Here is a 13,231-nt window from a genome sequence, read left to right as displayed (position 1 = left end):
CCTTCTCTACTCCCTCGACCAAGCGAGTGAAGTAAATATCTGTTGGCGCAGCTGCCAAGTATCTCCATGCTCTAAGTGAGCAAACCAGCTTTGTATAGACTGATCCACTTTTTCACGTTTGATTTTACCTTGAACATAGTCTGTTTGCAATCGCTTAAGTCTGCGCCTTGCTTGATGTAAATTACTATTTCGCACCCGAATTAGGTCAGGAAATACTCTAAACCCCAGAAAAGTTGCGCCAATTTTTGTTTCAAATAATTGGCTTTTAACTTGATGAATTTTCAACCGCAATTGAGTTAAATATTCTTCGATAGCTAGTCTGGCATCTGCTAACAATTCTTGCTCATCACTAAATAAAGCAAAGTCATCGACATAACGGATATATTTAGATATCTTTAGCTTTTCTTTCACAAAATGGTCAAAACCATTTAAATAAATATTGGCAAAAAACTGGCTGGTTAAATTCCCAATTGGTAAACCTTTCCTGCGAGTCACAGGAGCAAGTAAATCATCTCCAGGAAAATAATCAATTACTGTTTCTTGCTCGTTGCTGTTGTCAATGATAGTATCAATCAACTTAATTGTATCAGGACATTTTAATTTGCGACGCAGTAATTGTTTTAATGTTATATGGTCAATGCTGGGAAAGTACTTTTTGATATCGCACTGAAGTACATAGCGACTATTGCGTGCAAAGTGAGTAAACTTTCTCAGAGCTAGATGCGTTCCAAAACCAAGTCGGTTAGCATAAGAATGGTGGATAAATGCTTTTTCAAAAATCGGCACGATGATATTGCATAGTGCATGATGAACAACTCTATCCCGATAGGGAGCGGCTGAAATTAAACGACTTTTAGGGTTTGTTAAGTGAAAGGTTCGGTAAGTTACTGGCTGATAATTTTTATCTGTTAACTCTTGCTGCAATCTAATTAATTCAGTCTCTAAATGATAATTAAACTCTAAAATATTGTCCCTAAATCGCTTCCCTTTTTGTGCCTGATGGGATGCTAAAAGTATGTTTTCAAAATTAATTATTTGAGAATAGAGATTGCCGTAACGCTTCATGATATTTTTATTTAGATGAACTCAGTTTTCTCTGTATCTTTGTTTTTTAATCCATCCACCTAATTCTATTCCAATTTTATCTATAATTTTTATAGCATATTCATATCTTTGAATTGACATCAAATTGAAGTCGAGAAGCATTCGTGTTTGATAGCGCAAAATATCTAGTTGAGTATTCAGAGATTCTAATTGAATAAGTTTATCTTTAGCATATTTGGCTTGAATTAATCCCTCTAATAAATCGTACAGTTGCACACATTCCCGTGCATATCGTATAACCCAAAAGCATTACCTACTTTAAAACTGTCCACAGGTGTAGTCTCTTGTCTGTAAGTTCCTTCTACACCAGCACCATAAACTTGATTAACATTGTAGTTAGCTAATTCCGATGTAATTGTTTTGCCAAAATAGAATGGTGTTGTTGTTCTGGCTCTACACGCATATTCCCATTGTGCTTCACTAGGAAGGTTGTAGATTCTGCCTGTATATTGAGATAGGCGCGAGCAAAATTCAATTGCATCGTACCAAGAGACACATTCGACAGGGCGATTTGCTCCTTTAAAATAAGATGGATCTTGATCTAGCTTCCGGTTCACCTCGGGTAAGTGTGCCACAAATTGCCACTGCTCTTGAGTGACTAGATACTTAGCCAAGAAAAACGGCTGTACAGTGACTTCATGCTGGGGATTTTCAGAATCACGGCGTTCCGGCTCATCTTGTGGCGACCCCATTTTAAAAGTTCCTCCAGGGATAGCCACCATCTCTATCAAGGGTGCTGATGGTTTTCCTGCTGCTTCAGCGATAGATTCTACAAAATAAGATGCTTGGTTTGGTTTTCTGTGAATTACTCCCCCACGATCATTAACTGTTACCGTTTCAAACTTAAAAGTTTGTAACTCTTCCTCATGAAAAATAATCTTACAACGCCAAGCTTCGATGTCCTTTTCATGATCTTTACCTTTGACTAGTTCCTTAGTAAAATACGGTTGTACATCATCAGGAAGAATATTAAACGTTGACTTGTCAACATAAAACCAGCCTGATTCGGCTGTAACAAGCCGTGAAAGTGGGGTCAAAACATAGTGTCCAATTATCTTATTAGCACATGGTTCAGATTTATCAAAATTAACCGTTCCAGTTGTTGCAGCAATGCGAAATTCTCGCTTTTTATTATTAGGATTTTTATTATAATTTTCAACGATTTTGCGAAATTCTTTGACAAATTGATAAGCATTATTACTGTTTTCAAATAAGATACGATAACCATCGCCGCCTAATGATATAATTAAGTCATGAACGGGAAGTTTTATGACTTAATTCAAAGCTTTTTCGACAAATTCTTTTTGAATATCGTTTATTAAAATGCGTGTCCCTTTTGGCCCTAGTTGGCTTTCAATCGCATCACTAGATTCTGAAGACTTGACTAAATCGAGTTGGACTACAGTTAATGTAATATCACCAGATTCCATAAATACCTAGTTTTTTCAGATGAATTACGCCAATAAATTTGATTGTAAATCAATCCTTATTGATTAAGATAGATTAATTATAATTTTTTATAAATAAGCAGATTTATAATAACTGAAAAAGGAATTATCAAAATTGAAGCAATTAAAATATATATTGCATATGTAAAAACCTGAAATTTTAAAAAGGCAATTTCGGAATTAATAGTAATTTGTTTAGCAATATCCTCATATTCTTTTTTATAAGGTGTATTGATTGTACCTTCAAAGTAGTGCTTGTTCAATGCATCTAGCAGTTCTGTAGAACTATATTTCTGTAAATGTCCGAAATAGTAAAAATTATCTGTGTCTTTCTTGACAAAATTTGAATTCTTAGGTGGTTTAGTTCGCAACCATAAAATACGTTCCAAATTTGTTTTAGGAAGAAAAGAAAGTGAGCAGATTAAAGAACAAATACAAAGTAAAGTTGTTGTTAGCAATAAACCAAAATTCAATGATTTTGGAATATTTTGTGCTGTAGCGAAAAGAGTTATAGTTGCAGTAATTCCAGCACCAGAAAAAGCAAGCAGAATACCGTTTTTAGCCTCGGCAAACTTGAGCCACTCATTAACATTTTGAAAAATTGCTATGAGCTTGGAAGAAACTTCATCCATAGATATCAAATTTAATCATGAATATAAAGCAAAAGTCACGTCGCTTCTCTACGAGACGCTGCGCGTAGCTTGCTTCCCCAAAGAGGTACGCTCTGAATTCCAAATTCCAAATTCCAAATTCCAAATTAATCATCCCCATAAATAAATTTAGCGCAAAGTCTGAGCGGAGGTTTCCTCTGCTCAGACTTTGTAAGAGAAAGGCTTGAATTAGCGGACGTAGTATTTCTCGACGGCAGTCCGTTCAAGTCGGGAAACCCGCCCACACGGCTGCCTCCGCTGTGCTTCTTGACAAGACATTTTTTTGCTTCTCCATAAACAAAATTTAGGGGCTTGTATCCTTATATTCGCGAACTACTTTGTCTTTTCCATATCCCGTGAAAAGTCAGATTCCTATTTCTCACCCCACGCAATGTGTTTCTTAAAAGTTATACCAATTTTAAAAAAGAATGCGACAGATACATACGGACATACCTTTGTGATATCTGGCTTGATTAATTTTGAATTTTGTTAGCGCAGCGTTAGCGAGTCCGCGAGCGTCATTTTGAATTTTGAATTGGTATTACTTGCTGTGAAATGCGAAGAGCGGCTTTAATTAAATCGGCTGCTTTTTCACCGATCATAATTGTTGGCGCATTCGTATGTCCCGTGATTAAAGTTGGCATAATTGAGGCATCAACGACACGCAACCCCTTAACCCCATATACACGTAGTTCGGGGTCTACAACCGCCATTGGGTCAGTTCCCATTTTGCAGGTGCCGATAGGATGATACACAGTACTGCAAACTTCTCGGATGTAAGCAGCGAGTGCTTCATCGCTAGTCACATCGGCACTAGGCGCAACTTCTTTGCCTCGAAACTCATCAAAAGCACTAGTATGAAACAATTTGCGTATTAATTTAATTCCGTCAACTAGCTTTTGCACATCGGATTGACTTTGCAGATAGTTTAGCTGAATCATTGGTGTATCTTTGGGATCAGATGATCGCAAACTGATACTGCCAATGTTTTGGGGATGAGCCAAAATGATTATACCTGTGAAACCGAAACCAGAGTTGGGATAGCCAGGAGGTACCCTCAAAATGGGAGCGAAGATCAGCTCTAAATCTGGCGCAGTGTCTAGATGACCCTCGCTATGCAAAAACAATGCAGTTTCACCGATCCCATTACTGTGTAAATCCTGAGTTGCCTCGTATGGTACAAAAACACAAATGTGGTCTTGGAGGTTTTGTCCAACACCTGGTAAATCAACAACGACCGGAATTCCCATTGCTTGCAGGTACTCTGCATCGCCAATGCCGGAAAGCATCAGCAGTTTGGGCGAATCGAACGCGCCAGCACTTAAAATCACCTCTTTGTTGACCCTGACCTGGTGCAGTATGTTCTCATGCAGATATTCCACCCCAACAGTGCAAGTTCCCTCAAAAAGCAACCGAGTCACTAACGCTCCAGTCATTGTTGTCAAATTGGGACGCTTGAGAATTGGCACCAGGAATGCAGCAGCAGTACTGTGTCGTTTCCCGTCTTTGATAGTCACCTGAAAAGGTCCCGCACCTGACTGCTGCATTCCGTTGAAATCAGGATTTTCGTCATAACCCATTGTCACACATGCATCTACAAATCGTTGGGATATTACAGATGGGGAAATGACATCGGTCACGCTCAACTCGCCATCTACACCGTGGTATTCGGAAATACCTCGTTCTTGGTTCTCAGATTTTTTGAAATAGGGCAATATATCTTGGTAACTCCAACCGGGATTCCCCAATTCCCTCCAGTGGTTATAATCATGATAATTGCCTCGAATATAAGTCATGAAATTAATCGAACTGCTGCCGCCCAAGACTTTGCCACGGGGACAAAAGATTTTGCGGTTATTAAGGTAGGGTTCTGGTTCAGAGAAATAGCCCCAGTCCACTTCTGAGCCTGGTAGGTTCATACATTCCGACGGGATTTGAATCTCCGGTTTTGTATCCTTTTTGCCTGCTTCGAGTAACAACACAGTGGTTTCAGGTTCTTGTGTCAGACGGTTGGCGACAACGCAGCCTGCTGAACCTGCACCAATCACAATGTAGTCATATTGGTTTTTAATTACCATTCCCCTGAACCAAGAACGTTTTGCTGTGTAATATCATTTACCCAATACCACAATTACCTCCCGACTTTCAAGAGCAGCTTTGAGAGCGTGTATTGCTCAACCTCTGATGTAACACCAATTCCAAGTCACGGCGATCGCTAACACTGGTGCGATCGCCTTCAACAGGTGATTGATGATAGCATAGACGGTAATTATTTCGTTTAGCATATGCCCCTGCTCATTTACTTTCTGGAGGGGATTTTATTATTTAAGATTTAAGTGACTATGCGCTCTCTCGGCAGCATAACTAGCAACTTGGATCAGTAGCAAATCACAACTCACAAAAAAACCCGGAAAACCGGGTGTAACTTAACTTGTTATTCAAACTCAATTGCTATGTATCCGTTAGCGTCCTAAACTGCGCCAATCGACAAATACATCCTGAACCAACAGTGATTTATTGTAAAGTTGCAGAATAATCAGCAAAAACACGAAAAATAGCGCCATAAAAACAGCCATCACAGGGGTAGTACCCCAACCTGGAGCCACTTTCCCATATTCAGAGTTCAGTGGTTTCAGGATATCTCCCAACCTAGTCCTTTGTGCCATAGTTCACCTAAGATTACTTGCCAAAGCTTTTTTTAATCTTCTGTAATATTCTATAAGAATAGCACTGATCATCTATCTCTCAATTATGGAACCCGCAATAGTTCTTAGCATTTCTGTGGCTGCCGTGGTGATTGCCATCACCGGAATTTCGATTTATACCTCCTTTGGCCCTCCTAGCAAGCAATTGAACGATCCGTTCGATGACCACGAAGATTAAAAGAGTCATATCATGTCCGCATAAATTGTTGGTGCGATGTTTACGACGGGCTACGCCTATGTAGACAAAGATTGCTGTCGCTTGTCGGAGTTTCCTCCATAAACGACTGGCGTTTGGGGTTAAATGACTATGGAAATCATAACTAATTACCCGGACATGATATTTGAAGTGCGTTACGGCTCAAGCCGTAACGCACATTACTTTGGATGTTTTTTAATTGCAAGTCCTAATGGCTTGCCACTACCTCTCCTTCCAGGCGAACGAGTCGGTCTGCCAAAAGTTTCTCAAGGTCTTCTAGTGCCTTAGTGAAACCTTTAATACCTTCGTCTAATTTGTCAGTTGCCATGCGGTCAGCAGCGTGCATCTTGTCATAGCTAGCTTTGTCAATGGATATCTTTTCGATTGACAAGTTTGCTACCTTGGCAGGATCAAGTTTACGTGGCAGTTCTCCGATGGTTGCTTGCAATTCAGCCAAAAGTGACGGAGAAATGGTCAGCAAATCACTACCTGCAAGTTCAGTAATTTCACCAATATTACGGAAACTAGCTCCCATAACTTCGGTTTTATAGCCAAATTTCTTGTAGTAGTTGTAGATTTTGGTGACAGACAAAACTCCTGGATCTTCGGCTGCTGGGTAGCTATCGCGTCCGGTATCTTTTTTGTACCAGTCAAGAATCCGACCAACAAAGGGAGAAATTAGGGTAACGCTAGCTTCTGCACAGGCGATCGCTTGGTGAAGACCAAACAATAAGGTAAGGTTACAGTGAATACCTTCTTTTTCAAGAATTTCCGCAGCGCGAATGCCTTCCCAAGTGCTGGCAATTTTAATTAAAACGCGATCGCGACCAATCCCGGCAGCTTTATACTGGGCAATTAATTCCCGTGCCTTAGTTATGGTAGCTTCGGTATCATAAGACAAACGAGCATCCACTTCTGTAGACACGCGACCAGGAATAATTTGTAAAATCTTTAATCCAAAGGCAACTGCCAAACGGTCAAAAGCTAGAGAAACTATCTGTGCTTGGTTAGCTCCGGCTCCAGCATCTTTCTTTGCTTGGAGTAAAGTTTGATCGACAACTTCCTGATATTCTGGCATCTGCGCCGCAGCAGTAATTAGAGAAGGATTGGTGGTAGCATCTTGAGGTTTGAACTTTTCAATTGCCTGGATATCCCCCGTATCCGCAACCACGACAGTCATTTTCCGCAATTGTTCCAGTAAACTCTTGGACATAAAATACTCCGTGATGTTTGTTTAGGATTTACTTAATTCCCCAGTTGTTTAAACTCTTGACTATTCTTTGAATTCTGATTCTGGCAATTTTTCGGAATCATTGCCCAACTCTGCTTACTATTCACAACCACAGCCCTATTTTAGGTGGGTTATGCCGAAATTGGCTGTCCAATGGAATGCACTTTGATTAAACTAGTTGTTCCTGATTTACCAATTGGAACACCAGAGGTAATTACCACTTTATCGCCCTTATTCGCTAGACCCATATCTACAACTGTGTTCACCACATTGGTAAACATCTCTTCGGCATTGTGAACCGGTGGAATCAGCAAAGGTTCCACCCCCCAAGAAAGTGCTAATTGGTGATAAACAGTGATATCAGGTGTTAAGGCAATAATGGGAGAAGTTGGCCGATATTTAGACACCATTCTCGCCGTACTCCCTGAAGAAGTGTTACAGAGAATTGCCCGTGAGCCTGTTTCGTATGCAATGCGACACACTGCTTCTGCCACAGATTCAGTAACGCTGAGACTACCTGCTTCATGACACCAGGAATGTCCGCTACCCTCATCTAGAGCCTGTTCTGTCCGTACAGCAATGTTATGCATCATCTGTACAGCGGCGATGGGATATTGTCCAACAGCTGTTTCACCAGAAAGCATTACCGCATCTGTACCATCCAAGATGGAATTAGCAACATCTGTGGCCTCGGCGCGGGTAGGATCGGGGGCGCTAATCATCGACTCTAGCATTTGTGTGGCTGTAATTACCGGCTTACCAGCCTGATTGCAACGGCGAGTTATATCTTTTTGAATCAGAGGGACTTCATGAATCGGCATTTCTACGCCCAAATCGCCACGGGCAATCATAATGCCGTCAGCAACTTTGAGAATGGAGTCAAACTGCTCTACTGCCTCTGCTCTTTCGATTTTGGCAATTAAGCGGATGGAAGCGCCAGCGGCTTCAATCATCCTTTGGGCGGGTTCTAAGTCTTGTGGCGATCGCACGAAGGACACAGCTACCAAGTCTACACCCAACTGAATCCCAAAACGCAAATCCAGCAAGTCTTTTTCGGTGATCGAACTGACAGGTAAAGGTGTTTGGGGTAGGTTCACTCCCTTATGGGTGGAAATTAACCCACCAATTTTTACCTGTGCCCGAATGCGATCGGCGTCGCGATCGGTAACTATCAATTTGACGCGACCATCATTAATCAAAATCGGTTCGCCTGGTCGCACCATTGCGAACAAAGTCGGCAATGGTAAGGGTAATTCCTCAATACTCTCACCCTTTTCTTGCAAAACAAAAGTAACTTCAGTACCCGCTTCTAAATTTAAGCCTTCCGGTGGTAAAGTTCCCAAGCGAATTTTGGGGCCACATAGGTCTTGCATAATCGCGATCGGCTTTTGCTGCTCAGTACTAATCTGCCTAAGATAGTGAGCCGTTTGGGCGTGGAATTCATAAGCTCCGTGGGAGAAATTCAGCCGTGCCACGTTCATTCCAGCTTCTACTAAGGCTTGCAGCCTTTCACGTGCAGATGTAGCCGGTCCAACAGTACAAATAATTTTGGTTCGACGCATAGGGATTGGGGGTTGAGGAGTAACCTGCAAATTTGGATGCTTTGAGCGTAGGCGTAGCCCGTCGTAGACATCGCACAAAACATCCAAATTCACACGTGCTTCATATCACTGGTTTGCTAAATAAAAATACTAGATTCCGTTTTATTTTCGGAGTATTTACCATTTCACCCAAATCCCAAAAGTCCTTAGTCAAGAGTCAGCAGTCAAAAGCTAATGACTAATGACTAATGACTAATGACTAATCAAACCACAGCCGCTGTCGGGGCGAGTTGTTCCTTCTGTGACATAGACAACATTAGGTCAATGACGCGATTTGAGTAGCCCCACTCGTTGTCATACCAGGCAATTACTTTGAAGAAGTTGGAATTCAACTCAATCCCAGCACCTGTGTCGAAGATGCTGGAATGAGTATCACCTTGAAAATCTGTGGAAACTACTTCTTCATCTGTGTAGCCCAAGATACCCGCTAGAGAACCTGCGGCAGCCTCCTTCATAGCAGCACAGATTTCCTTATAACTGGTAGCTTTGGCTGTTTTGAAAGTTAAATCAACTACAGAGACATCGGGAGTTGGAACTCGTAATGCCATCCCAGTTAACCTGCCCTTCAATTCTGGTAAAACAAGTGCTACGGCTTTCGCTGCGCCTGTGGAAGAGGGAATAATATTTTGGGATGCACCTCGACCACCCCGCCAGTCTTTCTTGCTGGGGCCGTCTACAGTTGGCTGAGTGGCAGTCATAGCATGAACTGTGGTCATCAACCCTTCAGTCAACCCAAAGTTGTCATTAATGACTTTAGCTATGGGAGCTAGACAGTTTGTAGTGCAGCTAGCATTGGAAACAATGATATCCTTGCTGGGGTCAAAAAGGTGATGATTTACACCCATTAGCAGAGTAGGAACTCTATCTGGATCTTTAGTGGGAGCGGATATTATTACTCGCTTTGCACCTGCCTTCAGGTGGTTAGCAGCTCCTTCATAATCAGTGAAAAGCCCAGTAGCTTCCACAACATAATCTGCACCTAATTTTCCCCAAGGTAACTCTGCTGGATTCCTCACCGACACACAAGGAATGAAATGTCCGTCAATCAGGATGCCGTCTTCCTTGGCTTCAACCTTGTGCTTTAATTGACCGTGGGTTGAATCGTACTTTAATAGATAAGCGAGGTTATCTGGTGGTACTAGGTCGTTAATGCCCACAAACTCAATATTGGGATTATCGATACCAGCGCGAAGCACAAGTCGTCCAATTCGACCGAAGCCATTGATACCAACTTTCAATTTAGTCAAAATTAAACCTCCCGTTGTGGAAGTTGAACAAAAGGAGAAAGTTAAAAGTCAAAATAGATTGCCTTTTACTCTTTACTCTCTGATCCTGACAGTCTCAGTCAGCTAAGGCATATTTACTTGGCATATTTTAAGGATTGGGCATGGGGCATGAAGAAGAGACAAGGTAGACAAGGAAGAGGGGGGAGACAAGGGAGAGACTTGTTCAATAATTCCCCCTTGTCCTCCTTGTCCTCACTGTCCCCCTGCTCCCTGCTCCCCAATTCAACTCAATTAGTAGTAGATTGGACAAATCGCTTAATTTCGCCACAGGCAATATAAGACTTGCCATCTGGTGCAGTTTTGACTTCATCAACGACGTAAAGCATTCCTTCCTCGCGAACCGATCGCGGAAAACGCATGTTCCAATCTGGTTCATACCCGTCAGAAACCACTCTAGCGCGTAGCTTGCTGCCATCTTTGACACACTGAATTAAAATACTGTCCCCTACGCTGTCAGTTGTGGGAAGATCGGCAGCACTGGCAGGGCCTTTTGAAGCTTTACCTGTGTTAGCTGGATGCGATTGTCTAGGGGCAACGAAGATATCTGTTTCACCGGGTTGAGCAAAACGGGTGATTTTACCACGTACTCGATAGAAAGTAGCATCGCTTGAGAGTTCGAGTCCTTCAACAATATAACGTGCCCTCTCGGCACGAATGGCGCGGGGAAACTGGATGTTCTTGGTTGAATCGTAACCTCCAGACATGACTTTGACCCGCAGTTTACCCCCTTCACGAACGCAGTGCAATTCAACACCTGAACCTACTTCATTCACAATGGGCATCGCGTACACTTCATCGCCAGTAGTGACACCGCGACCCACCAGATCGCTGCGATTGCGCGTCATCGTCTGGTAAGTCTGATCTCGCATCTCTTTCCGTCCGGCATTGCCTAAAGCTTTTTGAGCGATCCGACTGGCGAAATACTCAAGCTGATCGATCTCTTCAGCAATTTCAAAATTCTCGTTCAACCCTTTATCCCGCAAATCTTTCACAAGCGTCCGCAGGGTTTGTTCAGCTTCCTGATGCTTGCCATGTTCAGCGAGATTAAGGCCAGTCTCTTTAGCCTTAGCAATGGTAAGGCGACTCAGTTCCAGAATAATATGGCTCGTAGCAGCAAAAGCTGCTTCCTCAACAGTGCCAACTTTGGCAACGATATCTATAGTACCTGACACGCTTTGAATGCGGTGATCTTGCACAACATCGGCGCTGTAATGCAGCTTCATCACAGGTAATTCACCAACTTGAGCGCTTGATATCCCCAGACTCAAACCGAGGAGTTTATCTTCACCCTCGTAAAGCTCTCCCAAGGTGATGACAGCTTGACCAGCATCATTCTGGCTAACTTTAGCCAGACTTAAGGTATCAACCAAGCTGACACCATCTGCCAATTCAAGTATTACCTTGAGGTTCTGTCCCACTACCGCTCTGAGACTGTCTAGCTCAATACTAAACACTTCAGTTGCTTCGTCGATGCTCTGAATGAAGTAGAAGTTGCCCGTGGCGGCTCTTGCCATCCCAATTAGCAGGTCTTCATTGAAACCCTGAGCAAAACCTAACGTAGTTGTGATAATGCCTTCTTCAGCTTTTTGTCCTGATGTCGCCGTCAGTATCTTGGGGTCTTGAATGCCCATATTGGCGTGACCATCGGTAAGCAGGAGAACACGGTTGATTTTTTGCGGATCGAGTCGCGTTTTCACGTGTTCGCAGCCTTTGAGCCATCCCCCCGATAAGTTGGTAATACCGCCTGCTCTCACCTTGCGGATGGAATTTTTCAGTGCGGCTTTGTTAGTCACAGACTGAGGTGGCACAACACTGTCCACTTCATCGTCGTAAACAACTACCGAGAGAATGTCATCTAGCTCAAGTTGATCTACCACAGACTCAGCGGCTTTGAGTGCGTGATGCAAGGGAGCGCCTGCCATAGAGCCGGAACGGTCAATTACAAGTGAAAGGTTAAGGTTACGCCGAGGAGATTTAGCTATGTCAGCACGAAAACGTAGCAGAATATTAGTCTTTAATGAAGATCCTGCTGCGAGGATAGACTGGTCAAATTCGTAACTTGTCTTAATCATTTTTTATATCCCTCATAATTGTCTTTTATCAGCTACAAGCCTTGTGAGGTAAAGACAGTAACTACTTTATTTAGTTTACTCAGAAATAATTATGTACAGTATAAAAATGTACTTTAATGTAATATTTTATAGTTATATGTTTTCGCCATGTTAGACAAAGCCCGTCGCAGACATTTTCGACTCTCCAGTACTCAAAGGCGATCGCACTGGTCACTATTGCGGGAAACTGTAAGCAGATATATTAGGAGAGGAGAACCTAATGAGTTGGACTAAAGTTCTTGCAGTCGATGCACTTTCCCCTGGTGCGCGAGAAGTGGTGAAAGTCGGCAACCGGAAAATTTTGCTTTTGAATCACGAAAGTCAGCTTTATGCTTTAGATAACACTTGTCCTCACTTAAAATTACCCTTGAAAAAAGGGAAAATAACTGATGATGGAGCAATTGTTTGTTCCTTCCATCACAGTGCTTTTGACCTGCGGACTGGTGAGGTAAAAGATTGGTGTTCTTGGCCACCTGGTGTAAATAAGGTACTCTCGTTAGTTTCACAACCAAAAGCACTGCCAGTGTTTCCGATTCGTGTTGAAGAAGGCAGTATCTGGGTTGATGTGCAAGAGGAATAGCACTCTCTCCCTGAATTTACTGAAACAGTGCTAAGTAAAAAAAGAAAAACCCCAGCTAAACTCATCGGCTGGGGTTTCTATCAAAATTTACCTATTTCAGAGATATTAGGAGCTGCTGCCTCTAGTCAGACATTGAGTTTCTGACTCAATCAATGCACTGCGAGGTGGAGACTGGGAACGAGTCAAGCCTCATCAAACTAGGTTTTTAGGACTTGTGTGTACACCGTAGCTTTAGCTGTTTGGGATTCTTCAGATTTAATTAAGTAATGAAGCAGACATGATATAAACAGTTATCCTACTTTATTTGCAACTTTTTTAT

11 protein-coding genes and 2 pseudogenes are annotated in these 13,231 nt (G+C 42.3%); 2 read left to right on the top strand and 11 right to left on the bottom strand.

The window, feature by feature from the left end; genetic code table 11:
• Positions 1–6: 6 nt before the first annotated feature.
• The 7 genes and pseudogenes from V7K56_RS22435 to psbH form a co-directional block, all read right to left on the bottom strand.
• Positions 7–1,065, bottom strand: coding sequence for an RNA-directed DNA polymerase (locus tag V7K56_RS22435; protein ID WP_334913714.1), 1,059 nt, complete (start codon positions 1,063–1,065; stop codon positions 7–9).
• 21 nt (positions 1,066–1,086) lie between these two features.
• Positions 1,087–1,317 (bottom strand): annotated as a pseudogene (avd, locus tag V7K56_RS22430) (diversity-generating retroelement protein Avd); the annotation flags it as partial.
• A 2-nt stretch (positions 1,318–1,319) separates the two neighbouring features.
• Positions 1,320–1,967: pseudogene (locus V7K56_RS22425) on the bottom strand (formylglycine-generating enzyme family protein); the annotation flags it as partial.
• A gap of 411 nt (positions 1,968–2,378) precedes the next feature.
• A complete protein-coding gene (locus tag V7K56_RS22420) occupies positions 2,379–2,534 on the bottom strand; it encodes a hypothetical protein (RefSeq protein ID WP_334913712.1) in 156 nt (51 codons plus the stop codon).
• A 77-nt stretch (positions 2,535–2,611) separates the two neighbouring features.
• Positions 2,612–3,184: a hypothetical protein gene (locus V7K56_RS22415; protein WP_334913710.1), complete on the bottom strand. Its 573-nt coding sequence runs from the start codon at positions 3,182–3,184 to the stop codon at positions 2,612–2,614.
• A gap of 536 nt (positions 3,185–3,720) precedes the next feature.
• Positions 3,721–5,280: a GMC family oxidoreductase gene (locus tag V7K56_RS22410; RefSeq protein WP_334913708.1), complete on the bottom strand. Its 1,560-nt coding sequence runs from the start codon at positions 5,278–5,280 to the stop codon at positions 3,721–3,723.
• A 384-nt stretch (positions 5,281–5,664) separates the two neighbouring features.
• On the bottom strand, positions 5,665–5,868 hold the full coding sequence (gene psbH / locus V7K56_RS22405) for a photosystem II reaction center phosphoprotein PsbH (protein ID WP_094348882.1): 204 nt from the start codon (positions 5,866–5,868) through the stop codon (positions 5,665–5,667).
• 85 nt (positions 5,869–5,953) lie between these two features.
• Between psbH and psbN the strand changes: the two genes are divergently transcribed.
• Positions 5,954–6,085, top strand: a complete 132-nt coding sequence (gene psbN / locus V7K56_RS22400) for a photosystem II reaction center protein PsbN (RefSeq protein ID WP_109011889.1) — start codon at positions 5,954–5,956, stop codon at positions 6,083–6,085.
• Between the two features lie 226 nt (positions 6,086–6,311).
• On the opposite strand, the gene V7K56_RS22395 is transcribed toward psbN, so the two are convergent.
• The 4 genes from V7K56_RS22395 to V7K56_RS22380 all read right to left on the bottom strand — a co-directional run bounded on the left by V7K56_RS22395 (position 6,312) and on the right by V7K56_RS22380 (position 12,293).
• Positions 6,312–7,316, bottom strand: a complete 1,005-nt coding sequence (locus V7K56_RS22395; RefSeq protein WP_334913705.1) for a transaldolase — start codon at positions 7,314–7,316, stop codon at positions 6,312–6,314.
• 149 nt (positions 7,317–7,465) lie between these two features.
• Positions 7,466–8,896, bottom strand: a complete 1,431-nt coding sequence (pyk, locus tag V7K56_RS22390) for a pyruvate kinase (RefSeq protein ID WP_334913852.1) — start codon at positions 8,894–8,896, stop codon at positions 7,466–7,468.
• A 242-nt stretch (positions 8,897–9,138) separates the two neighbouring features.
• On the bottom strand, positions 9,139–10,182 hold the full coding sequence (gene gap / locus V7K56_RS22385; protein ID WP_334913703.1) for a type I glyceraldehyde-3-phosphate dehydrogenase: 1,044 nt from the start codon (positions 10,180–10,182) through the stop codon (positions 9,139–9,141).
• Positions 10,183–10,448: 266 nt separating this feature from the next.
• The gene (locus V7K56_RS22380) at positions 10,449–12,293 is read right to left on the bottom strand and encodes a vWA domain-containing protein (protein ID WP_334913701.1); all 1,845 of its coding nucleotides are present in this window, start codon (positions 12,291–12,293) and stop codon (positions 10,449–10,451) included.
• Between the two features lie 259 nt (positions 12,294–12,552).
• Between V7K56_RS22380 and V7K56_RS22375 the strand changes: the two genes are divergently transcribed.
• On the top strand, positions 12,553–12,912 hold the full coding sequence (locus V7K56_RS22375; protein WP_334913699.1) for a Rieske (2Fe-2S) protein: 360 nt from the start codon (positions 12,553–12,555) through the stop codon (positions 12,910–12,912).
• The last annotated feature ends 319 nt before the right edge of the window (positions 12,913–13,231 follow it).

The sequence above is a fragment of the Nostoc sp. genome, from assembly GCF_036917535.1.
Lineage (GTDB): Bacteria > Cyanobacteriota > Cyanobacteriia > Cyanobacteriales > Nostocaceae > Nostoc.
This window is presented reverse-complemented; position numbering and strand designations above follow the sequence as displayed.

Excerpts from the sequence above, each read along its gene's own strand:
- V7K56_RS22375 (WP_334913699.1), top strand. The coding sequence starts at position 12,553 with ATGAGTTGGACTAAAGTTCTTGCAGTCGATGCACTTTCCCCTGGTGCG.
- V7K56_RS22435 (WP_334913714.1), bottom strand. The coding sequence starts at position 1,065 with ATGAAGCGTTACGGCAATCTCTATTCTCAAATAATTAATTTTGAAAAC.
- psbN (WP_109011889.1), top strand. The coding sequence starts at position 5,954 with ATGGAACCCGCAATAGTTCTTAGCATTTCTGTGGCTGCCGTGGTGATT.
- V7K56_RS22420 (WP_334913712.1), bottom strand. The coding sequence starts at position 2,534 with ATGGAATCTGGTGATATTACATTAACTGTAGTCCAACTCGATTTAGTC.
- V7K56_RS22380 (WP_334913701.1), bottom strand. The coding sequence starts at position 12,293 with ATGATTAAGACAAGTTACGAATTTGACCAGTCTATCCTCGCAGCAGGA.
- pyk (WP_334913852.1), bottom strand. The coding sequence starts at position 8,896 with ATGCGTCGAACCAAAATTATTTGTACTGTTGGACCGGCTACATCTGCA.
- V7K56_RS22410 (WP_334913708.1), bottom strand. The coding sequence starts at position 5,280 with ATGGTAATTAAAAACCAATATGACTACATTGTGATTGGTGCAGGTTCA.
- V7K56_RS22395 (WP_334913705.1), bottom strand. The coding sequence starts at position 7,316 with ATGTCCAAGAGTTTACTGGAACAATTGCGGAAAATGACTGTCGTGGTT.
- V7K56_RS22415 (WP_334913710.1), bottom strand. The coding sequence starts at position 3,184 with ATGGATGAAGTTTCTTCCAAGCTCATAGCAATTTTTCAAAATGTTAAT.
- psbH (WP_094348882.1), bottom strand. The coding sequence starts at position 5,868 with ATGGCACAAAGGACTAGGTTGGGAGATATCCTGAAACCACTGAACTCT.